The organism is Stakelama pacifica, from assembly GCF_004361835.1.
Classification (GTDB): Bacteria; Pseudomonadota; Alphaproteobacteria; order Sphingomonadales; family Sphingomonadaceae; genus Sphingomonas; species Sphingomonas pacifica.
Genome location: NZ_SNWD01000002.1, coordinates 432,692 through 456,336, shown reverse-complemented (window position 1 = coordinate 456,336; position 23,645 = coordinate 432,692). Strand labels below are relative to the sequence as shown.

The 23,645-nt window shown below is 64.8% G+C and carries 23 protein-coding genes; 16 read left to right on the top strand and 7 right to left on the bottom strand.

The annotated features are described in order from the left end of the window. The first annotated feature begins 215 nt into the window (after positions 1–215). The 11 genes from EV664_RS05305 (at position 216) to EV664_RS05255 (ending at position 9,330) form a co-directional block, all read left to right on the top strand. Positions 216–2,702, top strand: coding sequence for a circularly permuted type 2 ATP-grasp protein (locus EV664_RS05305; protein WP_133494620.1), 2,487 nt, complete (start codon positions 216–218; stop codon positions 2,700–2,702). Beyond that, on the top strand, positions 2,702–3,589 hold the full coding sequence (locus tag EV664_RS05300; RefSeq protein ID WP_133494766.1) for a transglutaminase family protein: 888 nt from the start codon (positions 2,702–2,704) through the stop codon (positions 3,587–3,589). The genes EV664_RS05305 and EV664_RS05300 overlap by 1 nt, the downstream gene beginning before the upstream one ends. Positions 3,590–3,661: 72 nt before the next feature. Next, a complete protein-coding gene (locus tag EV664_RS05295) occupies positions 3,662–4,627 on the top strand; it encodes a DnaJ C-terminal domain-containing protein (protein WP_133494619.1) in 966 nt (321 codons plus the stop codon). A gap of 7 nt (positions 4,628–4,634) precedes the next feature. Next, a complete protein-coding gene (locus tag EV664_RS05290; protein ID WP_133494618.1) occupies positions 4,635–5,588 on the top strand; it encodes a YihY/virulence factor BrkB family protein in 954 nt (317 codons plus the stop codon). A 14-nt stretch (positions 5,589–5,602) separates the two neighbouring features. After that, positions 5,603–6,406, top strand: coding sequence for an enoyl-ACP reductase FabI (gene fabI / locus EV664_RS05285; RefSeq protein WP_133494617.1), 804 nt, complete (start codon positions 5,603–5,605; stop codon positions 6,404–6,406). Positions 6,407–6,410: 4 nt separating this feature from the next. Next, a complete protein-coding gene (locus EV664_RS05280) occupies positions 6,411–6,767 on the top strand; it encodes a VOC family protein (protein ID WP_133494616.1) in 357 nt (118 codons plus the stop codon). Next, the gene (locus EV664_RS05275; protein WP_133494615.1) at positions 6,764–7,285 is read left to right on the top strand and encodes a GNAT family N-acetyltransferase; all 522 of its coding nucleotides are present in this window, start codon (positions 6,764–6,766) and stop codon (positions 7,283–7,285) included. Before EV664_RS05280 ends, EV664_RS05275 begins: the two co-directional genes overlap by 4 nt. 19 nt (positions 7,286–7,304) lie before the next feature. Continuing rightward, positions 7,305–7,556 carry a DUF4160 domain-containing protein gene (locus EV664_RS05270; RefSeq protein ID WP_133494614.1) on the top strand — a complete coding sequence of 84 codons (252 nt, stop codon included), beginning with the start codon at positions 7,305–7,307 and terminating at the stop codon, positions 7,554–7,556. Further along, a complete protein-coding gene (locus EV664_RS05265; protein ID WP_133494613.1) occupies positions 7,522–7,782 on the top strand; it encodes a DUF2442 domain-containing protein in 261 nt (86 codons plus the stop codon). Before EV664_RS05270 ends, EV664_RS05265 begins: the two co-directional genes overlap by 35 nt. After that, positions 7,779–8,846 carry a chorismate synthase gene (gene aroC, locus EV664_RS05260; RefSeq protein WP_133494612.1) on the top strand — a complete coding sequence of 356 codons (1,068 nt, stop codon included), beginning with the start codon at positions 7,779–7,781 and terminating at the stop codon, positions 8,844–8,846. The genes EV664_RS05265 and aroC overlap by 4 nt, the downstream gene beginning before the upstream one ends. 22 nt (positions 8,847–8,868) lie before the next feature. Continuing rightward, positions 8,869–9,330, top strand: a complete 462-nt coding sequence (locus EV664_RS05255; protein WP_133494611.1) for a hypothetical protein — start codon at positions 8,869–8,871, stop codon at positions 9,328–9,330. A gap of 183 nt (positions 9,331–9,513) precedes the next feature. Here EV664_RS05255 and EV664_RS05250 read toward each other — a convergent pair whose 3' ends face one another. Both EV664_RS05250 and EV664_RS05245 read right to left on the bottom strand, forming a co-directional pair. Continuing rightward, on the bottom strand, positions 9,514–10,803 hold the full coding sequence (locus EV664_RS05250; protein WP_133494610.1) for an adenylosuccinate synthase: 1,290 nt from the start codon (positions 10,801–10,803) through the stop codon (positions 9,514–9,516). 37 nt (positions 10,804–10,840) lie between these two features. Beyond that, a complete protein-coding gene (locus EV664_RS05245) occupies positions 10,841–13,852 on the bottom strand; it encodes a PAS domain-containing protein (RefSeq protein WP_229668087.1) in 3,012 nt (1,003 codons plus the stop codon). A gap of 106 nt (positions 13,853–13,958) precedes the next feature. Here EV664_RS05245 and EV664_RS05240 point away from each other — a divergent pair, with 106 nt between their 5' ends. The 5 genes from EV664_RS05240 to EV664_RS05220 all read left to right on the top strand — a co-directional run bounded on the left by EV664_RS05240 (position 13,959) and on the right by EV664_RS05220 (position 19,035). Further along, positions 13,959–14,975, top strand: coding sequence for a fumarylacetoacetate hydrolase family protein (locus EV664_RS05240; RefSeq protein ID WP_133494609.1), 1,017 nt, complete (start codon positions 13,959–13,961; stop codon positions 14,973–14,975). A 117-nt stretch (positions 14,976–15,092) separates the two neighbouring features. Further along, entirely contained in the window at positions 15,093–16,379 is a 1,287-nt protein-coding gene (locus EV664_RS05235; RefSeq protein ID WP_133494608.1) for a 3-methyl-2-oxobutanoate dehydrogenase (2-methylpropanoyl-transferring) subunit alpha, read from the top strand. A gap of 79 nt (positions 16,380–16,458) precedes the next feature. Then, positions 16,459–17,466: an alpha-ketoacid dehydrogenase subunit beta gene (locus EV664_RS05230; protein ID WP_133494764.1), complete on the top strand. Its 1,008-nt coding sequence runs from the start codon at positions 16,459–16,461 to the stop codon at positions 17,464–17,466. A gap of 34 nt (positions 17,467–17,500) precedes the next feature. Further along, positions 17,501–18,856: a dihydrolipoamide acetyltransferase family protein gene (locus EV664_RS05225; protein WP_133494607.1), complete on the top strand. Its 1,356-nt coding sequence runs from the start codon at positions 17,501–17,503 to the stop codon at positions 18,854–18,856. Further along, the gene (locus tag EV664_RS05220) at positions 18,856–19,035 is read left to right on the top strand and encodes a DUF4169 family protein (RefSeq protein ID WP_133494606.1); all 180 of its coding nucleotides are present in this window, start codon (positions 18,856–18,858) and stop codon (positions 19,033–19,035) included. The genes EV664_RS05225 and EV664_RS05220 overlap by 1 nt, the downstream gene beginning before the upstream one ends. A 101-nt stretch (positions 19,036–19,136) precedes the next feature. On the opposite strand, the gene EV664_RS05215 is transcribed toward EV664_RS05220, so the two are convergent. The 5 genes from EV664_RS05215 to EV664_RS05190 all read right to left on the bottom strand — a co-directional run bounded on the left by EV664_RS05215 (position 19,137) and on the right by EV664_RS05190 (position 23,635). Next, the gene (locus EV664_RS05215) at positions 19,137–19,457 is read right to left on the bottom strand and encodes a hypothetical protein (protein WP_133494605.1); all 321 of its coding nucleotides are present in this window, start codon (positions 19,455–19,457) and stop codon (positions 19,137–19,139) included. Positions 19,458–19,795: 338 nt separating this feature from the next. Further along, the gene (locus tag EV664_RS05210) at positions 19,796–20,626 is read right to left on the bottom strand and encodes a DUF4163 domain-containing protein (protein ID WP_162848771.1); all 831 of its coding nucleotides are present in this window, start codon (positions 20,624–20,626) and stop codon (positions 19,796–19,798) included. A gap of 283 nt (positions 20,627–20,909) precedes the next feature. After that, a complete protein-coding gene (locus EV664_RS05200; RefSeq protein WP_133494603.1) occupies positions 20,910–22,106 on the bottom strand; it encodes an acetyl-CoA C-acyltransferase in 1,197 nt (398 codons plus the stop codon). 81 nt (positions 22,107–22,187) lie between these two features. Beyond that, positions 22,188–22,973 (bottom strand): crotonase/enoyl-CoA hydratase family protein, encoded by a 786-nt coding sequence (locus EV664_RS05195; protein WP_133494602.1) that lies wholly within the window; start codon positions 22,971–22,973, stop codon positions 22,188–22,190. A gap of 29 nt (positions 22,974–23,002) precedes the next feature. Further along, positions 23,003–23,635, bottom strand: coding sequence for a response regulator transcription factor (locus EV664_RS05190; protein ID WP_133494601.1), 633 nt, complete (start codon positions 23,633–23,635; stop codon positions 23,003–23,005). Between the last annotated feature and the right edge of the window lie 10 nt (positions 23,636–23,645).

Here is a 23,645-nt window from a genome sequence, read left to right as displayed (position 1 = left end):
GGCGCTTCGACAGGCTCAGCGCGAGCGATTTTGTTGCAGGTGATCCTAAAACCGTTTGCGCTGACCTTGTTGAAGCGCGGTTCTTCGTATCGCGATGCACCGCTTTGATGGCTGCCCGCTATAAAGCCATCGAGACGATGGTTGCCCACGCGCCCGCTTTGGGGGAGAAGCAGCCGGAACCGGCGATGGGGGCAAATTGATGCGCATGGCAATTCATGGCTGACCGCGCCGCCGATGCGATGGACGCAGGCGCGATCGCCGACCGCTGGATCGCCGAATATTGCGCGCATTCGCCCGCCGCCGACATGCTCTGCTCGGCGCGCGGGAGCGCCAGCGCCGCATGGCACGGCATGTTCGAGGAACTGGCGCGGGTGAGCGGCGGCCGTCTCTCCAATGCGCAGGAGCGCGCTCAGCGTCAGGCGGAGGATATCGGCACCGGATATCGCATCGCGGGCGAACATGACGAGCGGCCCTGGCCGTTATCGCCGATCCCGCTGATGATCGACGAGGGCGAATGGCGGACCATCGCCGATGGCGTGGCGCAGCGTGCAAGCCTGATGGAAACCATTCTGTTCGACCTCTACGGCGATGCCCGGCTGGTCGAGCGCGGCCATATTCCCGCCGCGCTGGTGACCGGCAGCCCGTTCTTCCTTCGCCCGATGGCGCGGGTCGCGCCGCCGGGCGGATATCAGCTGCATTTCTTCGCCGCCGATCTGTGCCGGGGGCCGACCGGCGAATGGCGCGTGCTCGCCGATCATCTGCGCGCGCCTGCCGGAGCGGGCTATGCGCTCGAAAACCGGCTGGCGGCAGCGCGGATGCTGGGCGGGCTGCAATCGCGGCTGAATATCGAGCGTCATGCGCCTTTCTTCGCCGCGCTGCGCGACGGGCTCGCTGCCTTGTGCCGCCGATCGGATCCGCGCATCGGGCTGCTCACCGCCGGGCGGTTCGACCCCAGCTATGCCGAACAGGCGCATCTTGCCCGCTATCTGGGCTTCATGCTGGTCGAGGGCGCCGATCTGACCGTGATCGACGACCAGCTCTATGTGCGCACCATTGCGGGGGTGAAGCGGATCGACGCGCTGCTGCGGCGACTCGATCCGCGCCTGCTCGACCCGCTGGCGTTCGATTCGACCTCGCATATCGGCGTGCCCGGGCTGGTCGATGCGATGGCGGCGGGCAATGTCGTGGTGTCGAACGCGCCGGGATCGGGCGCGGCGGAGGCGCCCGCTTTCTCCGCCTTCATGCCGCGCCTGTCGCTTCGCCTGACGGGGCAGGAGCTGCGCCTGCCCAATATCGCGACCTGGTGGGCGGGCCAGAGCGATCAGGCCGACTATATCCGCGACAATCTCGACCGGCTGGTAATCGCACCTGCATTCGGCGATGCGCCTTTGGGCCTGCCCGGGGGGGCGAAGGTGCTCGGCGCCGATCTTTCGGGAAAGGCGCGCGACACGCTGATCGCCGATATGGCCCGCCGCCCGCAGGATTATATCGGGCAGGAGATCGTCAGGCTGTCGACCATGCCCGTCGTCGCCGACGGCGCGCTCGCGCCGCGCCCGTTCATGCTGCGCGTCTTTGCCGCGCGCGGAAGCGACGGGCGCTGGGCAGTGCTTCCCGGCGGTTTTGCCCGGATCGGCGAGCATCCCGACCCGCGTGCCGCGCTGATGGGTGAGGGGAGCTGGTCGGCGGATGTGTGCGTCACCGCATCGCACGCCGTCGAACCGGTGACGCTGCTCCCCGGCCCGGAGGAAATTCGTCTGCGCCGCAATCCCGGCACGCTGCCCAGCCGCGCCGCCGATAATATGTTCTGGCTCGGCCGCTATCTGGAGCGGGGCGAGGCGCTGCTCGGCGTGATTCGCGTACTGCTCGGCCATTCGATCAGCGCAGATACCGGCGCTGCCCTGTCGCAGGCCACGATCGGGCGGCTGGTCGGGCTGGTGGTTGCCGGGACGGCTGCACCCCCGCCGCCGGGTACGGGCCGGGCCGAGCTGGTCGAATTCGCGCGGACCGCGCTGGCCGGGGAAGGCACCGGCTTTTCGGTGCGCGCGATCAATCGTCAGGCGCGCGGCATCGGCGACGGGATGCGCGACCGGCTGGCCGCCGATATGATCCGCCTGCTCGAAGCGCCCTTCCCGACGCGCGGCGGGCTGCTCGACAAAGCGGGAAGTCTTCAGCGGCGCTACGCTGCGATTGCCGGGCTGTGCGCCGAACATATGGCGCGCACCCATGCCTGGCGCTTTATCGATCTGGGCCGCCGTCTGGAGCGCGCCATGGCGGTCAGCCGAACCTTGCGCGCCTTTATCAGCGGCGACGTGACCGGCGACGATCTTTCGACGCTGCTCGACCTTGCCGACAGCCAGATCAGCTATCGCCAGCGCTATATGGCGGGACCGGCACGGGTGCCGGTGGTCGACCTGATCGCATTCGATGCCAGCAATCCGCGCGGCCTTGCGTTTCAGGTGGCGGCGATCGCCGAGCATCTGTCCGCGCTGCCGGTGCTCTCCGATGACGGCCTCGCCGAACCGCAGCAGGCACGTGCCGATGAGATCGTCGCGCTGCTGAAGACATGGCGCGCTGCCGATCTGGATCAGGCGATGTTGCACGATATCGATGTTCGCCTCGCCGGATTGTCGGACGCGATCGCGCGCCGCTATTTCCTGCAGGCGGGCGAGCCGCTGCGTGCCGAAGGATTGACGCTGGGATGATGCGCTATGCCATTCGCCATATCACCCGGTTCGATTATGGCGATCCCGCCGCGTTCGCCCGGTGCAATCTGCGGCTGAAGCCGATCCTGTGGTCGGGCCAGACGCTGGAGGACTATCGCCTGTCGGTCGAACCGGGCGGGCATTTCGTTCCTGCCCGCGCACCGGCGGGGCTGGCCAATATGGTGCGGCTGGTGGTCGATCGGCCGACGCGGATATTGACCATCGAAAGCAGCGCGCGGGTGGACGTGAACCGGCCGATCCCGATGCCGGGCGAGGGCGATCCGACGCTTGCCGATATTGCGCGGATGGCGCGCGAAAGCCGCGACCTGTCGCCCGCCGGACCCGCCGCCTATCTCTATCCCTCACCGCGTATCCCGCTCGACCCCGATATCGCCCGCTGGTGTTCGGACGAGCTCGATCCGGCGCGCGGCGCGCTTGAGGCGGGAATCGCGCTAGCCCGGCGGATTCAGCGCGATTTCGCCTTTGACCCTTCCGCCACCCTGGTCGATACCCCGCCGGCTCAGGCCTTTGCCCAGCGCGGCGGCGTGTGTCAGGATTTCGCGCAGATCATGATATCGGGGCTGCGCGCCGCCGGGCTTCCCGCGGCCTATGCCTCGGGCTATCTGCGCACGCTGCCGCCGCCGGGCGAGGAGCGGCTGGTCGGCGCGGACGCCACCCATGCCTGGGTCCTGTTGTGGTGCGGCCCGGACCATGGCTGGGTCGGGATCGATCCGACCAACGGCATCTGGATGGCCGAGGATCACGTCGTCGTCGCCATCGGACGCGATTATGGCGATGTCGCGCCGATCGACGGGGTGATGCTGGGATCGGGCGCGCAGCAGATGGAGGTTTCGGTCGATGTCGCGCCGCTCGACACCGGCGGATGACGCGGCCCTTGCGCACCGGCGCAGCGAAGACGATGTAGCAGCCAAAGACTTATTCGAACGTTCAGGACAATAATGGCCGATCCATATGCAACTTTGGGCGTCGCGCGCGGGGCGAGCGAGGCCGATATCAAAAAAGCGTATCGCAAGCTCGCCAAGGAGCTGCACCCCGACCGCAATCGCGATAATCCGAAGGCGGCGGAGCGGTTCAGCCAGGTGACTCAGGCCTATGACCTGCTCACCGACAAGGATAAGCGCGCGCGTTTCGACCGGGGCGAAATCGATGCCGACGGCAATCCCACCTCGCCCTTCGGCTTCGGCGGCGGTGCGGGCGGTCCCGGCGGCGGCGGGTTCCGCTCGGGCGGATCGCAGTTCGATTTCGGCGGTGGCGGCGACAGCGGCGATCTGGGCGATATTTTCGAAGGCCTGTTCGGCTTCGGCGGAGGACGCGGGCAAAGCAGCGGCGGCGGCTTTCGTAGCGGATACGGCAATTCGGGCTTCGGCAAGCGGCAACAGCCCAAGGGCGCAAACACTGCCTATCGCCTTTCCGTTCCGTTCGAGGATGCAGCGGCGCTCCGTCCGCAGCGGATCACGCTTTCCGACGGTAAGACGATCGACCTGAAACTCCCCGCCGGGGTCGAGGACGGCACCCAGATGCGCCTGACCGGCAAAGGACAGCCGGGGCCGGGCGGCAATGGCGATGGCATCGTCACGATCGAGATTCAGCCGCATAAATTCTACACCCGCGACGGCGACAATATCCGGCTCGACCTGCCGGTGACGCTGAAAGAGGCGGTGCTGGGCGGCAAGGTGCGGGTGCCGACGGTCGACGGCGCGGTGATGCTGACGATCCCCGCCGGGTCGAGCTCGGGCAAGATACTTCGCCTGAAAGAGCGCGGCTTTCACAAAAAGGGCGGCGGGCGCGGCGATCAGCTCGTCACGCTGATGCTGGAAATTCCGGCGAACGATGCGGGGCTGAAGCAGTTCGTTGAAAACTGGACGGGCGATATTCGCAACCCGCGGACGGGCCTCGGCGTTTAACGCGCTTGTGGCGGAAGACGGCTCTCCCGAATCTCCCGAGGCCCGGCGCAAGGGGCTGGGCGGAAAAATCCATCGGCGGCTCGACGATCTGGGGATCAGCGACCGCGCGATCGAGGTGACGAAGCGGGTTGCGATCGGCGTGTGGAACGACGGGTTCATGCATGCCGGCAACCTTGCCTATCTGTCGCTGCTGACGCTGTTTCCGTTCTTTATCGTCGCGGCGGCGGTCGCGCGGCTGGTCGGTCGGACGGGCGACGGGCTTAATGCGCTGAACGCATTTCTGCGCACCGTACCGCCCGATGTGTCGAGCGTATTGTATCAGCCGATCAGCGATGTGCTCGCCGCGCGCTCGGGCTCACTGCTCTGGCTGGGCGCGCTGGTCGGGCTGTGGACCACGGCGAGCTTCATCGAAACCGTCCGATCGATCCTCCACCGCGCGTACGGCACGGTGTCGAGCCGCCCTTTCTGGGAGAACCGGCTGGGTTCGGTGGGCCTGATCATCGCATCGGTGGTGCTGGTGATGCTGTCGTTCAGTTTTCAGGTGGTGCTGACGGGCGTCGAGCAATTTATCCTGCGCGTGCTGCCCTTCGCCACCGGCTGGGCGCAGGCCGTGTCGCTGACCCGCGTCGTGCCGGCAATCGCGCTGTTCGGCGCGCTCTATATCCTCTTCTACACGCTGACCCCCAGCCGCTATCGCAGCGGCGACTGCCCGAAATGGCCCGGTCCTGCCTTTGTCACGTTCTGGTGGCTCGCCGTCACGGCTTTGCTTCCCGTCATTATCGGTCAGCTGGGCGGCTACGATCTGACCTATGGCAGCCTTGCCGGGGTGATGATCGTGTTGATTTTCTTCTATATCGTCGGGCTTGGCGTAGTGATCGGCGCCGAATTGAACGCGGCACTGGCGGAAGTGCCCCTTGACGAGCTAGACGACCTTTCAAGGCCCGAGCGGCCGGAAGAATAAGGAGCAAGTCGGACGTGACGGGATTGATGCAGGGCAAGCGCGGGCTGATTATGGGCCTGGCCAACGACAAGTCGCTGGCCTGGGGCATCGCGAAGCAGCTTGCTGAACAGGGGGCGGAGCTGGCCTTCACCTATCAGGGCGAAGCGCTGGCCAAGCGCGTGCGCCCGCTCGCCGAACAGCTGGGCAGCGACACATTGATCGAATGCGACGTGTCCGACATGGACCGGCTCGACGCTGCGTTTGCGCAGCTTGCCGACAAATGGCCTACGATCGATTTCGTCGTGCACGCCATCGGCTTTTCGGACAAGAATCAGCTGCGCGGGCGCTATTACGATACTAGCCTCGACAATTTCCTGATGACGATGAACATCTCGGTCTACAGCTTTACCGCAGTGGCGAGGCGCGCACAGGCGATGATGCCCAATGGCGGAGCGCTGCTGACGCTGACCTATTACGGGTCGGAAAAGGTCGTTCCGCATTACAATGTCATGGGCGTCGCAAAGTCGGCGCTCGACACGTCGGTCCAGTATCTCGCGGTCGATCTGGGGCGCGACAATATCCGGGTGAACGCGATCTCGGCCGGGCCGATCAAGACGCTGGCCGCCAGCGGTATCGGCGATTTCCGCTACATTCTGAAATGGAATGAGCTCAACAGCCCGCTGAAGCGCAACGTCACCATCGACGATGTCGGCGGCGCCGGCCTGTATCTTCTGTCCGACCTGTCGAGCGGCGTTACCGGCGAAATCCATCATGTCGATGCGGGCTATAATGTCATCGGCATGAAGGCCGAGGACGCGCCCGATATCGCGCTGAGCTGACACCATGGCGGCGACGCTCGATCATGTGCAGGTCGCCATTCCGGCGGGCGGGGAGGATGCTGCGCGGCGCTTTTACGGCGGCGTGATCGGCCTTTCTGAAATCCCCAAACCTGCCGAGCAGGCGGGGCGCGGCGGTTGCTGGTTCGCGATCGGCGCGCTGCAACTGCACATCGGCGTCGATCCCGATTTCCGGCCCGCGACAAAAGCGCATGTGGCGATCGCCGTGGACGATCTGACCGCGTTGCGCAGCGCGGTCGAGGCGGCGGGCCATCCGGTCCGCGCCGATATCCCGCTCGGCAGCCGGGAGCGGTTCTTTACCGAGGACGAGCACGGCAACCGGGTGGAGATCGTCGCGGCATGAGCAGCGTCATCCACCCCGCGCGGCCCGTCGATGCCGCCGATATCGACCATGTCCTCGGCCGCTGCTTCGCCCGCCCGGCAGAAGCGAATCTGGTCAAGCAGCTTGCGATCGACGGCGAGCTGGTCCTTGTCCTGATCGCGCGCGATGAAGCGACCAGTGACGTGCAGGGACTGGTCGCGGTCAGCCGGATGACGCTTTCCATCGGCGGCGACCCCGCCCCCGCCGTCGCGCTGGCGCCGGTGGCGGTGCTCCCCGAACATCGCGGCAGCGGCACGGCCGAGGCGCTGATCCGCGCCGCCATCGACCGGATGCGCGAAGCGGGCGCGCTGCTGATGTTCGTGCTCGGCGAACCGGGATTTTACAATCGCTTCGGCTTTTCGGCGCAAGCCGCCGAAGGGTTCGATTCGCCCTATGCCGGTCCCTTCCTGCTGGCGCTGGACCTGCAGGGCGGGCTTCCCTGCGGCCCGCGCGGCGAGGCCCGCCACGCCGACGCCTTCGCCGCGTTGGCGGAGGGGTGACGACGACAAGGGAACAGTGATGCCGGTGGTGTTTTGGGAGGCCGGATTTCGGTTTCACTTCTATTCGGGCGAAGGCGATCCGCTGGAGCCAGCCCATATCCATGTCGCGCGGCCCGGCGGCGATGCCAAGCTTTGGCTGTATCCCGATGTGCGGATCGCCTATAATCGACGCCTCACCCCGCGTGAATTGCGGGTGGTACAAGCAATCGTGACACGACGCCGACAGGAAATCAAAGATGCATGGGACGCCTTTTTCACCGGAAGCAACTGACGTCACGTTCGACGAAGACTCGATGTGGGTGAAGCTTGAGGACGGGCGCACGATCGGCGTGCCGCTGGCATGGTTTCCGCGCCTGCTGAACGGCAGCGAGGCGGAGCGGAAGGACTTCTTCCTCTCGCCCAGCGGCATCCATTGGGAGGCGCTCGACGAGGACATCGCGATCGCCACGCTGCTTGCCGACCGGATGGAAACCGCTTCGCCAGCGAAGGCCGCATGAGCTACAACACATTCGGTCGCGTTTTCCGCTTCACCACCTGGGGCGAAAGCCACGGGCCTGCGCTGGGCGCGGTCGTCGACGGGTGCCCGCCGGGGCTGGTGCTGTCCGAAAGCGATATTCAGCCCTTTCTCGACAAGCGTCGTCCGGGCACGTCGCGTTTCACGACGCAGCGGCGCGAACCCGATGCGGTGCGCATCCTGTCGGGGGTGTTCGAAGGGCGCACCACCGGCACGCCGATTTCGCTGATGATCGAAAATACCGACCAGCGATCGAAAGATTATTCCGAGGTCGCCAAAGCCTATCGCCCCGGCCATGCCGATTATGCCTATGACGCCAAATACGGCTTTCGCGACTATCGCGGCGGCGGGCGCAGCAGCGCGCGCGAAACCGCAGCGCGCGTCGCGGCGGGCGCGGTGGCGCGGGCGGTCATTCCGGAAGTGACGATCACCGCATGGGTCGAATCGATCGGCGGCGACCGAATCGATCCGGCAAAGTTCGATGCGAACGAAATCGGCAACAACCCCTTTTTCTGCCCCGACCGGGAAGCGGCCAGGCGCTGGGAAAAGCTCGTTGATGCCGCTCGCAAGGCAGGCTCGTCGCTAGGCGCAGTGGTGACATGCGAAGCGACCGGCGTTCCGGCAGGATGGGGAGCGCCGCTCTACGCCAAGCTCGACAGCGAACTCGCGGCGGCCTGCATGAGCATCAACGCAGTCAAGGGCGTCGAGATCGGCGACGGCTTCGGCGCGGCTGCGCTTTCGGGTGAGGCGAATGCCGATCCGATGCGCCCCGGCACCGATGGCCCCGAATTTCTCGCCAACCATGCGGGCGGCATTGCGGGCGGCATCTCGACCGGCCAGCCGGTGCGCCTGCGCGTCGCGTTCAAACCGACCAGCTCGATCCTGATCCCCGTCGAAACGGTGACGCGCGAGGGCGAGGCAAGCGAAATCGCCACCAAAGGTCGCCACGATCCCTGTGTCGGCATTCGCGGCGTGCCCGTGGTCGAAGCAATGGTCGCGCTGGTTCTCGCCGACCAGAAACTGCTCCACCGCGCCCAATGCGGGTAAGCGGGTGAAAGTGGCCGGGCCAATGGCCGCGCTGATTCCGATCGCGCTGATCGCTGCCCCGTCGCAGGCAGCGCATCGCGCGCCGCAAAGCTTGCAGGCCTATGCCGCAACCCTGCTCGATGGAGGCAAGGCAATGCTCGCCGAAGCCGATCTTAACGGCGACGGCGTTCCTGAAGGGCTGATTTATGCACAGGGGCGAAGCTATTGCGGGTCGGGCGGCTGCAACCTGTTCGTCGTCGCTAGAATGCCGAAGGGCGGCTATCGCGTTGTCACCCGCATCACCGTTGCCCGGCTGCCGATCCGTGTGCTGGATAGCCGGACCAATGGCTGGCGCGATCTGGAGGTGACCGTAGCGGGCGGCGGTACGATTCCAGCCTATCGCGCGCGACTGCGCTTTAACGGCAGCAGCTACCCGACAAATCCCAGCATGGTGCCGCCGGGTACGGGTGAGCCAGCGCGGGGCGAAGTGCTGATCGCGTCATAGTGGGCGCGGGCTAGTCAGCATTCGCGGTGTTTGTCGGCTGAAGGGTTCGCCATCGCGCGAAATGCGGCTTACCCACCCATGCCGCTGGTCCTGAGCTTGTCGAAGGACCGTTCTTCTTACAGCGCAGGCAAGAAGGGCGGCGCTTCGACTTCGCTCAGCGTAAACGGCAGGGGAGCATGAAACTCAGTCCGCGAACGGATCGCGGACCAGAATCGTGTCTTCGCGTTCCGGGCTGGTCGACACCAGCGCGACCGGGCACTGGATCAGCTCTTCGACGCGGCGGATATATTTGATCGCCTGTGCCGGAAGGTCGGCCCAGCTGCGCGCGCCGGCGGTCGATTCGCTCCAGCCTTCGATTTCCTCGTACACCGGCTCGACGCCTGCCTGATCGGCGGCATGCGCGGGGAAATAGTCGTAATCCTGACCGTTCAGCCGGTATCCGGTGCAGATCTTCACCGCGTCGAACCCGTCGAGCACGTCGAGCTTGGTCAGCGCGATCCCGGTCACGCCCGATACCGCCACCGATTGACGCACCAGCACCGAATCGAACCAGCCGCAGCGGCGCTTGCGCCCGGTCACCGTGCCGAATTCATGCCCGCGCTCACCCAGCCGCTGCCCCGTATCGTCATTGAGTTCGGTGGGGAAGGGGCCGGAGCCGACGCGCGTCGTGTACGCTTTGGCAATGCCCAGCACGAAGCCGACCGCGCTCGGCCCCAGCCCCGATCCGCCCGCCGCGGTGCCCGCGATCGTGTTGGAGGAGGTGACGAACGGATAGGTGCCGTGATCGATATCGAGCAGCACGCCCTGCGCGCCCTCGAACAAAATGCGCCGCCCGCGCGAGCGCGCTTCGTTAAGGTTGCGCCATACCGGCTGCGCGAAGGGCAGCACGAAGCCCGCAATCTCACGCAGTTCGGCGATCAGCGCATCGCGATCGATCGGCGATTCGCCGAAACCGGCGCGCAGCGCGTCGTGATGCGCGGTCAGCCGGTCGAGCTGCGGTCCCAGATCGTCGAGATGGGCAAGGTCGCACACCCGGATCGCGCGGCGCCCGACCTTATCCTCATACGCGGGGCCGATGCCGCGCCGCGTCGTCCCGATCTTGCCCTGACCGCTGGCATCTTCGCGCAAGCCGTCGAGATCGCGGTGAAAGGGAAGGATCAGCGCGCAATTTTCGGCGATCATCAGCGTGTCGGGGGTGACATCGACCCCCTGTTCGCGCAGGCGTCCGATCTCCGCCTTCAGCGCCCAGGGATCGAGCACCACGCCATTGCCGATCACCGAGGGCGTGCCGCGCACAATGCCGGAGGGGAGCAGCGAAAGCTTATAGGTGGTGTCGCCGACGACCAGCGTATGGCCCGCATTATGCCCGCCCTGAAAGCGCACCACCATATCAGCGCGCTCGGCGAGCCAGTCGACGATCTTGCCCTTGCCTTCATCGCCCCATTGGGCACCGATCACCGCAACATTCGCCAATGCTCTCGTCCTTCCTGTGGAACCTGCGCGGGCGGGACTAGTCGCCCGGCGCGTCCACGTCCATGCCCTTGTGCATCACAGGGCCGTCGATCGCATCGCGTACCGCGCGCGCCAGCTCGCCGATCCCGAACGGTTTGGGCAGCACCAGCGTGGAGGGGGCAAGGCTGCTCGCCTGATCCATCGCATCGCGGGTATAACCGCTGGTGAAGAGCAGCCGCAATCCCGGCAATTGCTGCCGCACCCGTTCGGCGAGCGCGCGGCCGGTCATCCCCGGCATGATGACATCGGTGAAGAGCAGGTCCGGCACCGCGCCCGATGCAATGATCGACAGCGCTTCCTCGCCATTACGAGCCTCCAGCACCGAATAGCCGAGATCGCGCAGCGCTTCGGCCGAAAAGGCGCGCACCCGCGTTTCATCCTCGACCAGCAATATGGTTTCGCTGCCCCCCGCCGCGGCGCTGCGATTGCCGGTCCGCGCACTATCTTCGCGCGGCAGGTTGCGCTGATCGCGCGGCAATAGCAGGCGGACCTCGGTGCCGGTACCCGGCGTGCTTTCGATGCGGACATCGCCGCCCGACTGCCGCGCAAAGCCGAAAATCTGACTGAGGCCGAGCCCGGTGCCCTTGCCCACTTCCTTGGTCGTGAAAAACGGGTCGAATGCGCGCGCCGCCACGTCCGGCGCCATGCCGATGCCGGTATCGCTGACGCAAATCTCGATATAATCGCCCGGCGAAAGCGCGCTGCCTTCGCACTCAGCCGCGTCGACCGTACGGTTGACCGTGGCGATCCGCAACACTCCCCCATCGGGCATCGCATCGCGGGCATTGACCGCCAGATTGATGATGCTGTTTTCGAGCTGGCTGGGATCGGCGATCGCTGACCAGCTGGCTGCGCTGATGTCGGTTTTGACCCGGATCGCTTCGCCCAGCGTACGATTGAGCAGTTCGGACATGCCGGCGACCATCTCGCCCACATCGACCGATTGCGGCGACAGCGGCGAGCGGCGCGAAAAGGCGAGCAGCCGCTGGGTCAGCGACGCCGCGCGCGAAGCCCCGTCGCGCGCCGCGACGATATAGCGCGAAACATCCGCTTCGCCGCGTTCGATGCGCCGCTCCATCAGGTCGAGTGCGCCCAGCACGACTGCGAGCATATTGTTGAAATCGTGCGCGATACCGCCGGTCAGCTGGCCCACCGCCTCCATCTTCTGGGCATGACGCAGCTTCGCCTCCGCCTCCATCAGCTGGCGGGTACGCTGATCGACTTCGGCTTCCAGCTCTTCGCGCGAGCGGGCGAGCACTTCGCGCGCCTCGACCAGCGCCTGTATCTCGGTACAGGTGCCGAACCAGCGGGTGATGGCGCCGCTTTCGTCACGCACCGGCTGCGCACGCCCCAATGCCCAGCGATAGGTGCCGCTATGGTGCCGCATCCGATATTCGATATGATAGGGTTCGCCCGTGGCGAGCGAATGCTGCCATGTCCTGCCCGCGCGTTCGACATCTTCGGGATGCAGCACGTTCGCCCAGCTCGATCCGTCGGTCGATCCGGAGGGGACGCCCGTAAACTGGTACCAGCGGTCGTTATAGAAATCGACATGGCCGTCGGGCCGGGACGACCACACCATATCGTCGATCGAATTGGTGATCGCCCGGAACTGTGCCTCGCTTTCGCGCAGCGCAGACAGCGCCTCTACTCGTTCGACCGCGTCCCAGCTGGTTTCCGCCACCGCTTCGACCAGCGCGACATCCTCCTGCCGCCATTGGCGGGGCGTGGCCTGACTGACGAACAGGCTGGCGATCCATGCGCCGCCGCGCATCACCGGTACGCCGATCCCGGCGGGCGACAGGCCCGCGCGTCCGTCGCCGGGCCGGCTCTCGCGTTCGAGATCCTGCACCAGCAGCGTTTCGCCATTGCGAAATCGCTCCAGCCCGAACCGACTGACGGTCTCGGGCGCGACCCGGCCGGTGAGGGGGGGCAGGCGGCCATTATTCCATCCGGCGGAGAAATCGAGTTCATCCCCGGGGCCCACACGAACGAACCCCGCCCGATCGGCACCCAGCCGTTCGGCAAGGGCATGGGCGGCGAAATCCATGACCGCAGCGACCGTATCCAGATCGCGCAGATTTTCGGACAGCGCATGAACGAAGCGCTGCGCCTCGTTCACCTCGCGCAGTGCCTCCACCGCCTCGATCTTTTCGGTGACGTCATTGGCCTCGATAAAAATATCGGTGACCATGCCGTTTTTGTCGGTAAGCGGCTGATAGATGAAATCGATGACGCGCCGCTCGGGCGGCTGATCCGGACCGCGATCGAATTCGATCGGCACCGAATCGCCGCGATACGGCTCTCCGCTGCGAAACACGGTGTCGAGCAGCGCCACAAATCCCTGACGCACCGCCTCCGGAACGACATCGTGCACCGGGCGGCCGATGACATCCTGCCTGCCGATCAGATCGCAATAGGAACGATTGGCGATTTCGAACACATAATCGGGGCCGTGGAGCAGCGCGATTGCGCCCGGCGCCTGATCAACAATCTCCCGGAACCGGTCGATCTGCGCGATCCGCATCCGCGCCGCCATGACCGAGCGCGTGGTTTCGTTTCCCTGATTGAGGATGCCGACGACCTTGCCCGTTTCGTCGCGGATCGGGGTAAAGCTGTAATTCCAATAGGTTTCGCGCGGGATTCCGCCGCGCTCCATCATCAGCTGCTGGTCATAGGTCGCAAATCCCTGCGCCGTGTCCACGACCTCGGCGAGCTGCGGACCGACCACGTCCCAGATATCGGCCCACACCTCGGCACCCTTGCGCCCCAGCGCCCAGGGATGGCGGTCGGCGGGGATCGGCGCCCATGCATCGTTGTAGAGCAGAATCTGGTCCGCCCCCCAATAGATGGCACAGGGAAAGCGCGATCCGAGGCAGATATTCACCGCAAAACGAAGCGGCTGCGACCAGCTCTCGATCGGCCCCAGCGGGTGGGCGCTCCAGTCGGCGTTGCGGATACGCTCCGCCATTTCGCCGGGATGATCGAGAAAGCGGAGGCCGGAATGCATAAGGGCACGCGATGCGGAGGGAGGGGAGCAGTGTCAACACGCAACCGCTTGCCGCGTTCCGCTTTCTGTGGGAGCGATCGGACAAGGATATAAAGGAGAAGAGGATATGAAGCTCGCAAGCCTCAAAGGGGGACGCGACGGGCGGCTGGTCGTGGCGTCGGACGATCTCGCCTGGTATGCCGATGCGGGTCATATCGCGCCCACGCTGCAGGCAGCGCTCGACGACTGGGATGCCCATGAACCCGCGCTTCGCAACCTTTCCACCGACCTTGCGCATGAAGCGATCCCGCGTGAGCGCTTCCACGAACATGATGCAGCATCGCCGCTCCCGCGCGCCTATCAATGGGCGGACGGTTCGGCCTATGTGAACCATGTCGCGCTGGTGCGGCAGGCGCGGGGCGCGGAAATGCCCGAAAGCTTCTGGACCGATCCTTTGCTGTATCAGGGCGGGTCGGACGGCTTTCTTGCACCCCGCGATCCGATTCCGCTGGGCGACGAAAGCTGGGGCGCCGATTTTGAGGGCGAGGTTGTCGTTGTCACCGGCGATGTGCCGATGGGGGCGGGGCGCGATGAAGCGCTTGCCGCCGTCCGGTTGGTCGGCCTGACCAATGATGTCAGCCTGCGCGGCCTGATCCCCGGCGAACTGTCCAAGGGCTTCGGTTTCTTTAATTCCAAACCGGCCAGCGCCTTCTCCCCCGTTTTCGTAACGCCCGATTCGCTCGGCGAGTGGTGGCGCGAGGGCAAGCTGCATCGCCGGATGATGGTCGAATTCAACGGCGAGCCGTTCGGCCATCCGATGGCGAGCGAGGATATGACCTTCGATTTCGGCACGCTGATCGCGCATGCCGCAAAGACGCGAAAGCTGGGCGCGGGCACGATCATCGGATCGGGCACCGTTTCCAACCGCGATGCGGATGGCGGGCCGGGTCGTCCTGTCGCGGAGGGCGGTGTCGGCTATACGTGTCTTGCAGAGCAGCGCACCGTCGAAACGATCCGCCATGGCGAGGCTAAAACCGAATTTCTCAAACCCGGAGATACGGTGCGAATCTGGGCTGAGGATGACCGGCATCACCCGATTTTCGGCGTGATAGAACAGCAAGTTATCGCGATCGAACCCGCTTGATCGGCGCGGCTAGTCGAAGGGGGACTCGCCAAGCCCTTTATAATTTTATAACAACGTGCGGAACCGGACCCGAGCACGCCGCTTTGGGTTCATAAAGACGCAAATTCTGGAGAGACGATGACCGGCGACCATCAGCGCGCCAACCGACCGCAGCTATCGCTGCACGTTCCCGAGCCGAAATACCGGCCCGGCGATGAGGTCGATTTTTCCGATATCGAGGTGCCCGCTGCGGGATCAGCGCGGCGGCCCGAACCGGGCGACAACCCGTCGGAGTTTCACGAACTGGCCTATGGGCTGGTTCGCGTGCTCGATGAAGACGGCAAGGCGGTGGGGCCATGGGATCCGCGCCTCGACCCCGATTCGCTGCGCACCATGCTGCGCAACATGGCGCTGACCCGCGCCTTTGACGAGCGCATGTTCCGTGCGCAGCGTCAGGGCAAGACCAGCTTCTACATGAAATGCACCGGCGAAGAGGCTGTATCGGTGTCCGCCGCCATGGCGCTGGCCGGCGATGACATGTGTTTCCCCAGCTATCGCCAGCAGGGCATTTTGATCACGCGCGGCTATGCGCTGATCGAAATGATGAACCAGATCTATTCGAACAAGGGCGACAAGCTGCAGGGCAAGCAGCTGCCGATCATGTATTCGTCACGCGAAGACGGGTTCTTCTCGATCTCCGGCAACCTCACCACCCAATATCCGCAGGCCGTCGGCTGGGCGATGGCGTCGGCGGCAAAGGGCGACAGCCGGATTGCCGCGACATGGTGCGGCGAAGGATCGACGGCGGAAGGCGACTTCCATTCGGCGCTGACCTTCGCGACTGTCTATCGCGCGCCGGTCATCATGAACGTCGTCAACAACCAATGGGCGATTTCCAGCTTTTCGGGGTTCGCAGGTGCCGAAGCCACCACCTTTGCCGCGCGTGCTGTCGGCTATGGCATTGCCGGGCTTCGCGTCGACGGCAACGATCCGCTCGCCGTCTATGCCGCGACGCATTGGGCAGCCGAGCGCGCGCGCACCAATCAGGGGCCGACGCTCATCGAACATTTCACCTATCGTGCCGAGGGGCATTCGACCTCCGACGACCCCAGCGGGTATCGCAGCGCGCAGGAATGGACCAAATGGCCGCTGGGCGATCCCATCAAGCGGCTGAAGGATCATCTCATCGCGCTTGGCGAATGGGATGAGGATCGTCAGGCGGCGATGGATCAGGAATGCGCCGATCTGGTTCGCAAGACGCAGAAGGAAGCCGAAAAGAACGGCATTCTCGGCCACGGCCTGCACCAGCAGTTCGAGACGATGTTCGAAGGGGTGTATGAGGAAATGCCCTGGCACCTCAAAGAACAACAGGCGCAGATGATCGCCGAGGAACAGGCCTCTGGCCGTCCCTGGGACCGGAAGTGAGGGCCGGGCAATGAACGATATTACCAGCGAAGAAGCACGCATCGCACCCACGCCCGAACGCGAAGGCGACACGGCGCGGATGAACATGATTCAGGCGGTGAACTCCGCCATGGACGTGATGATGGCGCGCGACGACAATGTCGTCGTGATGGGCGAAGATGTCGGCTATTTTGGCGGCGTCTTCCGCGCCACCGCGGGGCTGCAGAAGAAATATGGCAAGACCCGCGTGTTCGACACGCCGATCACCGAATGCGGTATTATCGGCGTGGCGATCGGCATGGGTGCCTATGGCCTTCGCCCCGTTCCCGAAATCCAGTTTGCCGATTATATCTATCCCGCGCTCGACCAGCTGGTGAGCGAGGCGGCGCGGCTGCGCTATCGCTCGGCGGGCGAATTCATCGCGCCGCTGACCGTGCGCTCGCCGTTCGGCGGCGGGATTTTCGGCGGCCAGACGCATTCGCAATCGCCCGAAAGCATCTTCACCCATGTATCGGGGCTGAAAACCGTCATTCCGGCGACGCCCTATGATGCCAAGGGGCTGCTGATTTCGTGCATCGAGGATAATGACCCGGTCATCTTCTTCGAACCCAAGCGCATCTATAACGGTCCGTTCGACGGCCATTGGGATCGCCCGGCGAAGAACTGGTCGAACCATCCGGGCGGCGAAGTGCCCACCGGCTATTACCGCATCCCGCTGGGCAAGGCGTCGGTGGTGCGTGAAGGCGATGCCGTCACGATCCTGTGCTATGGCACCATGGTCCATGTCGTTGCCGACAGCGTGGCGGAAAGCGGCGTGAATGCGGAGATTATCGACCTTCGCACGCTGGTCCCGCTCGACATCGACACGATTGTCGAGAGCGTCAAAAAGACCGGTCGGTGCATGATTGTGCATGAAGCGACGCGCACCCAAGGCTTCGGGTCGGAACTGTCCGCGACGGTGCAGGAACGCTGCTTCTATCACCTCGAAGCTCCGATCCTGCGCGTTACCGGCTTCGACACGCCGTATCCGCACAGCCTCGAATGGGCCTATTTCCCCGGCCCGGTTCGCATCGGGCAGGCGCTCAAGGAAATCATGAAGGACGCATGACGTCCTCACCGAAAATATTCAGGATGATAGTCTGATGGCACGGTTCACGTTCAAACTGCCCGATATCGGCGAAGGCATTTCGGAAGCCGAAATCGTCGCATGGCACGTCAAGGTCGGCGACACGGTCGAGGAAGACCAGCAGCTCGCCGATATGATGACCGACAAGGCAACGGTCGAAATGGAAAGCCCCGTCGCGGGCAAGATCGTCGAGGTTGCGGGCGAAGAGGGCGATCAGGTTGCGATCGGATCGATGCTCGTCGTCATCGAAACCGATGACGAATCTGCGGCGGAGGCCGAAGAGGAGCAGGTCGCGGTCGAAACCCCCGGCGTAGAGGCCGAGGGCGAGGTAGAGGCCAGCGCCACCACCGACGCGCAGGATAAGGAAATCCGCGAAAAGGCGAAGGCGAATTCCAAACCCGCTCGCGCTGAGCCTGTCGAAGCGCCGTCCTCTTCTTCTCGGGCGCAGGAGAAAGAAGAACAGGGCTTCGACAAGCTCAGCCCGAACGGTGGTGAGGGACGGGACCACGACAAGCCCGTGCTCGCCAGCCCGGCGGTGCGCAAACGTGCGCGTGACCTCAATATCGACCTTGCCGATGTGGCGAGCGATGGTGATCGCGTCCGCCACGGCGATCTCGATGCGTATCTGCGCTATAACGGTTCGCAGGGCTATCACGCCCCGCACGCCGAGCGCGGATGGGCCGACGAAACGGTCAAGGTGATCGGGATGCGCCGCCGCATCGCCGAAAATATGGCCGCGTCGAAGCGCAACATCCCGCACTTCACCTATGTCGACGAAATCGACGTGACCGAGCTGGAGGCGATGCGTGCCAGCCTGAACGCCAATCGCGGTTCGCGGCCCAAGCTTACCGTGCTTCCCTTCATCATCGTCGCGATTTGCGGCACGCTTCGCGATTTCCCGATGCTCAACGCGCGCTATGACGATGAAGCGGGCGTGGTGACGCGCTCGGGCAGCGTTAATATGGGCATGGCGACGCAAACCGATGCCGGGCTGATGGTGCCGGTGCTTCGCGATGCGCAGGACATGAATGTCTGGCAGCTCGCCAGCGAGATCGGCCGCCTGTCCGAAGCCGCGCGCAGCGGCAAGGCGAAGTCGGAGGAGATGCAGGGCGGCACGATTACGCTGACCTCGCTTGGGCCTTTGGGTGGCATCGCGACCACGCCGGTCATCAACCGGCCCGAGGTCGCGATCATTGGCCCGAACAAGATCGTCGAACGCCCGGTATTTCAGGGCGACGATATCGTTCGCGCCAAGCTGATGAACCTGTCGATTTCGTGCGATCACCGCGTCGTCGATGGCTATGACGCGGCAAGCTATGTGCAGGCGCTGAAAAAGCTGCTCGAAACGCCCGTCCTGCTGTTCGCTGACTGATGGGCGAGGTCGTCAACCTTCGCACCGCGCGCAAACAACGCGCGCGGGCCGCGAAGGCGGCGGCCGCGCAAACCAACCGCGCCACGTTCGGCCGTACCAAGGCCGAACGCGCGCGAGACGCAGCCAACAAGGCAAAGCGCGATGCATTGTTAGACGGGGCGAAGCGCGAAGAGGACTAGGCGGCGCGGACAACCGCGTCGGAAGCGACCGCTCGCAGGAAGCTCCAGACAGGGCTTGTAAGACAGTAATTGGGGTGGGAAGCGGACTGACAGCTTATCGCTTAGCTCAGGAACAAGCCGCCTGCTGCGAGGAGCATCAGACCAACAACCGGTATGGCCAGTATCAAAACCAGCCCCCAGCCCATCGCCAAGCTTGCAACACCCGCGACTGTTTGTCTGCTACCTGCTTGGCGGAACCAAATGAAGCCGCACAGTAGTGGCGGCAGAACAAGCAGACCGTAGAATATGGCGTCGACTGCCCCCCTGATCGGTGGAAAGCGGAACTGCTCCTCATCCTGAGCGGTCATCGCGGCGAGCAATAGCACTGGCACGGCGTAAAAGATCCAGAGTGTGGCCAGAGCAGCGAAGAGACGGTTAGGCATTTCGAGGTTTGCTTCGACATGGGCAATAGCGTGTACATGCGCTGCTGGCGGAGCGTCCGCAATAAGGATCGAGCGAAGAGAGGCCGAATGTCTGAAAGTGGGCGTATCCGGTAAGGTAGCTTTTAGGCGAAAAATACCGAAAGCTGCCCATTCGGAATTTGTCGACGCGGCCTCGGGCAGCCGCGATTCCAGAAATCAGGCGTGCCGCGCTGCTCTGGATTGCGTCACCCGCTGCGCGAGTTCGCAATGACGGTTTTTCGAGACGGTTCGCACCCCACCCGTCATTGGGAGCGGCGAAGCCGCGCGGCAATCCAGTCATGTTTTGCGCCGCGCCGTAATCAGGTCCCCGGAAACGAAGCGCGGTATTCTGGTTTTACCAGTTCGGCCATTGCCTTGGGAATCACCAGATCATATTCATACGATCCTTCGGCATGCGATCCCGCGACATCTGCCGGAATCCAAACGCCGATCCGGGCGAATTTGCCGCCGACGGTCTTTGCCGGGGCGAGCGTTATGGCATCGCCGAAATCGGGGCAGCGATTGAAATAATCGCCCGGCTCGCCCATCGGTCCGCCGCGCCGTTTGAGCCGCATCTTGTCGAGCGTGTCACAGAACGGTTTGCGGATCGTCGCCAGCGCCTCGTCCTTGTCGGTGAACAGATCGCCGAACGCCACCCGGCCCGATGTCTGCCGGTCCCAGATCAGCGGCTCGTAAAAATCGCTGCCATGCGCGCCGCCGGTATAGCGATAGCCTTCCGCCACCAGCACCAGCAGCCGGTCGGTATTCGCCGCCACCTTCCATTTGGTGGAGAGGCCATAAGGATGCACGGGAAAGCCGTTCTGCTTCATCTCGCGCGCATATTCGGCCTGATCCTTCAGCATGACCGATTTGTCCGCCTGCGCGCGCTGGAGCAGCTGATCGCGAAGCGCGGGAATCGCCGCCGCCTGCGCCGCGATCGCATAATCGAAATCGATGCTCTCATCCTCCTGCGACAGGAGAATCGGCTTCGCGGATGCCGCTGGCGTGGGTGTCGGTGCAGGCGCGGCGCTGTTGAACGGCGGTGTCGCCTGCGCATTGGCGAGATCGTCGGCATGGTCGACCTTCGCCCCGCCCCCGTTACAGGCAGCAAGCGCAAGCGGCAGAGCGAGCAGGGACAGGCGGGGGTGCATGGCGTAAAACTCCTTCAGGCGGGTTGGAAGCACAATGTCCGGAGGCGCATTTTGGATCATTTCCCATCCACCAAATGGATCGGGGCGGCTGAACAAAGGCTTGCGACCACCGCGAACCGGACGGTCTTCAGGCCGATATTGCTTCTCGGGCCGACAGTTGACATGCACGTTTCCATGCGAACCCGCGTAAAGATCTGTTGCATTGCCTCGCCTGCGGAAGCGGCCATGGCAATCGAGGCGGGGGCCGACGCGCTCGGATAGAATCTGCTGCCTCTATTCCCCCTCAAACGATCTCAAACAATCCCGCCGCACCCATTCCGCCCGCAGTGCACATCGACACGACCGCCCAGCGCACCCCGCGCTTCTTCGCTGCGATCAGGGCATGGCCGACCAGCCGCGCGCCGGTCATGCCGAAGGGATGGCCCACTGCGATCGCGCCGCCGTCGACGTTCAGCTTTTCGGGATCGATGCCCAGCTGATCGCGGCAATAGAGGCACTGGCTGGCAAAGGCTTCGTTGATTTCCCACAGGCCGATATCCTCGACGCGCAGCCCCGCCCGGTCGAGCAGCTTCGGGATCGCGAAGACCGGGCCGATGCCCATCTCCTCCGGCGCGCATCCCGCGACCTGAAAGCCGCGATAGATGCCCAGTATCTCGCGCCCCTCGGCTTGCGCGGTTTTGCGGTCCATGACGATCTGCGCCGCCGCGCCGTCGGACAGCTGGCTCGCATTGCCCGCAGTGACATTGCGCCCCTGTTTCACCACCTCGCCGTTCTTCCACACCGGTTTCAGGCCCGACAGGACTTCGGCGGTGGTGCCGGGGCGAATCCCCTCATCGGCCGACAGCGTCACCGTCTCGGTCCCGATCCGCTTGCCTTCCTTGTCGAACAGTGCCTTTTCGACGGTGATCGGCGCGATCTCTTCTTCGAACGCGCCCTGCGCCAGCCCGGCGGTCGCGCGCTGTTGGCTGACGGCAGCGAAGGCATCCTGCGCCTCGCGGGCAATGCCATAGCGTTCGGCGACGATCTCCGCCGTTTCGATCATCGGCATATAGGCATGCGGCTGGTTCGCGAGCACCGATGCGTTGCGATAGCGCGGCGCGTCCGCCGTGACGGTATGGCTGATCGACTCCATCCCGCCGGTCAGCGCGACATCGATTTCGTTGCACATGATCGAGCGTGCTGCGAGCGCCAGCGCGGTCAGCCCCGACCCGCATTTACGATCGAGCGTAAATCCCGGCACGCTTTGCGGCAGGCCAGCCGCGAACGCCGCCATGCGTGCAGCATTCGCGCCGCTTGTCCCCCATTGATTGCCCACGCCCCAGAAGATGTCGTCGATCCGAGCCGGGTCGATCCCCGCCCGGCGGATCGCCGCATTCATGACATGCGCACCCAGCACCGGCGCCTCGGTATCGTTGAACGCCCCGCGATAGGCTTTCCCGATGCCGGTGCGGGCAGTGGAGACAATGGCGGCTTCCCGCATGGCGATCCTCTCTCTCGGTTGTTTCGAACCTTCGGTATGGGCGCTTACTCTAACCGGGCGGCGCGACGGGGCAAGAGAGGTTCAGTCGGTAAAATCGGGCGCGCGCTTCGCCATATTCGCGGCGACCGCCTCGATCTGGTTGGGGCTGCGTAGCAATTTTACCTGCTCGTCGCTTTCGGCGATCAGGATATCGGCGGATGATGCATCGGAGGCGAGATTGGCAAGCCGCTTCGCCGCACGGATCGCATGCGGGTTGCGCCCCGCAATGTCGCGGGCAAGCGCCAGCGCCGCCGCGCGCGGATCATCGGCGATATGCGTGACGAAACCGGCTTCGACTGCCTCGTCCGTTTCGAACTCGCGCGCGGTATAGATCAGCTCGCGCAGAACATCGTCGCGCACCAGTCCGCGCCACAGCGCGTACCCGCCCATATCGGGGACGATTCCCCATTTCATTTCCATCACCGAAAAGCGCGTTTCGGCTGCGGCAAAGCGGATATCGGCGCCCGACAGGATCTGCAGCCCGCCGCCGAAGGCCAGCCCATGCACTGCGCCGATCACCGGTACGGCGAGCTTGCGCCAGCCCCAGGCGACCTGCTGCGCCAGATTGGCATCGCCATGGTCGCGCGCCAGCAGATCGGTGTCGTTATCGCCCGACGCCATGCTCGCCATATCCAGCCCGGCGCAAAAGGCGCGGCCTTCGCCTGACAGCACCACGGCGCGTAAGGCCGGCGTCGCGTCCAGCGTTGCGATGGTATCGGCGATGCCCGCAAACATCGCCGGGTCGAGCGCGTTCAGCTTGTCGGGCCGGTTCAGCCGGACATCGGCCACGCCGCGATCGATGGTCAGGGTAATGCGCGCTTGCGTCATGCTTCGCCTCCTTGGTTGCTCGCTTCGGCTTATGCCGGGCGCGGGGCGGTGAGGCGATACCCTTTACGATATTCGGTATGGAGCATCAGCGGGGCCGCACTGCGGCGCAGTCGGGCGCGCAGCCGCGATACATGGACCTGAACGACATTGGTGCCCGGATCGAAATCCAGCTTCCACACCGCGCGCAGCAATTCGGCACGGCTGACCGCGCGGTCGCGCCGTTCGGCAAGATAGCTCAGCAGCAGAAATTCGCGCGGCAACAGGCCGAGCGGGTTGCCGCCGCGAAACGCATCGCGCCGCTGCGGATCGATCATGACATCGCCGATGCGCAGCGCAGCCACAGGCGTGCGCCGGACGATCCGCGCCAGCCGCGCGGCAATCTCGCCCGCCGCCATATCGGTCGTCGCGGCATCCTCGACGCCCGCATCCAGCGCCTCGGCAAGCGGCGCGCCGCGACCGGCGAGCAGCATCAGCGGCCCGTGCCACCCCGATTCGCGCAGCGCAGCGACTCGCGCCGCCGCGCATTGCCGCCCCGCGTCCCAGCGGGTGAGCAGCGGCGATCGCCGCGCGGCGGCATCAGCGGGCACGGCGTCGAGGTCGCGCGCCAGCATCGCGCCGAACAGGCCGGGCAAATCGACATCAATGGCCACGGCGCGGTTCATGCGCGAACGC

Coding starts and splice junctions, on each gene's coding strand:
- EV664_RS05190 (WP_133494601.1), bottom strand. CDS start 23,635: ATGAACCGCGCCGTGGCCATTGATGTCGATTTGCCCGGCCTGTTCGGC.
- EV664_RS05270 (WP_133494614.1), top strand. CDS start 7,305: ATGCCGGTGGTGTTTTGGGAGGCCGGATTTCGGTTTCACTTCTATTCG.
- EV664_RS05265 (WP_133494613.1), top strand. CDS start 7,522: ATGCATGGGACGCCTTTTTCACCGGAAGCAACTGACGTCACGTTCGAC.
- EV664_RS05230 (WP_133494764.1), top strand. CDS start 16,459: ATGAACATGATTCAGGCGGTGAACTCCGCCATGGACGTGATGATGGCG.
- EV664_RS05295 (WP_133494619.1), top strand. CDS start 3,662: ATGGCCGATCCATATGCAACTTTGGGCGTCGCGCGCGGGGCGAGCGAG.
- EV664_RS05240 (WP_133494609.1), top strand. CDS start 13,959: ATGAAGCTCGCAAGCCTCAAAGGGGGACGCGACGGGCGGCTGGTCGTG.
- EV664_RS05215 (WP_133494605.1), bottom strand. CDS start 19,457: ATGCCTAACCGTCTCTTCGCTGCTCTGGCCACACTCTGGATCTTTTAC.
- EV664_RS05195 (WP_133494602.1), bottom strand. CDS start 22,973: ATGACGCAAGCGCGCATTACCCTGACCATCGATCGCGGCGTGGCCGAT.
- EV664_RS05305 (WP_133494620.1), top strand. CDS start 216: ATGGCTGACCGCGCCGCCGATGCGATGGACGCAGGCGCGATCGCCGAC.
- EV664_RS05255 (WP_133494611.1), top strand. CDS start 8,869: ATGGCCGCGCTGATTCCGATCGCGCTGATCGCTGCCCCGTCGCAGGCA.
- EV664_RS05220 (WP_133494606.1), top strand. CDS start 18,856: ATGGGCGAGGTCGTCAACCTTCGCACCGCGCGCAAACAACGCGCGCGG.
- EV664_RS05245 (WP_229668087.1), bottom strand. CDS start 13,852: ATGCATTCCGGCCTCCGCTTTCTCGATCATCCCGGCGAAATGGCGGAG.
- EV664_RS05235 (WP_133494608.1), top strand. CDS start 15,093: ATGACCGGCGACCATCAGCGCGCCAACCGACCGCAGCTATCGCTGCAC.
- EV664_RS05300 (WP_133494766.1), top strand. CDS start 2,702: ATGCGCTATGCCATTCGCCATATCACCCGGTTCGATTATGGCGATCCC.
- aroC (WP_133494612.1), top strand. CDS start 7,779: ATGAGCTACAACACATTCGGTCGCGTTTTCCGCTTCACCACCTGGGGC.
- EV664_RS05200 (WP_133494603.1), bottom strand. CDS start 22,106: ATGCGGGAAGCCGCCATTGTCTCCACTGCCCGCACCGGCATCGGGAAA.
- EV664_RS05225 (WP_133494607.1), top strand. CDS start 17,501: ATGGCACGGTTCACGTTCAAACTGCCCGATATCGGCGAAGGCATTTCG.
- EV664_RS05280 (WP_133494616.1), top strand. CDS start 6,411: ATGGCGGCGACGCTCGATCATGTGCAGGTCGCCATTCCGGCGGGCGGG.
- EV664_RS05275 (WP_133494615.1), top strand. CDS start 6,764: ATGAGCAGCGTCATCCACCCCGCGCGGCCCGTCGATGCCGCCGATATC.
- EV664_RS05210 (WP_162848771.1), bottom strand. CDS start 20,626: ATGCACCCCCGCCTGTCCCTGCTCGCTCTGCCGCTTGCGCTTGCTGCC.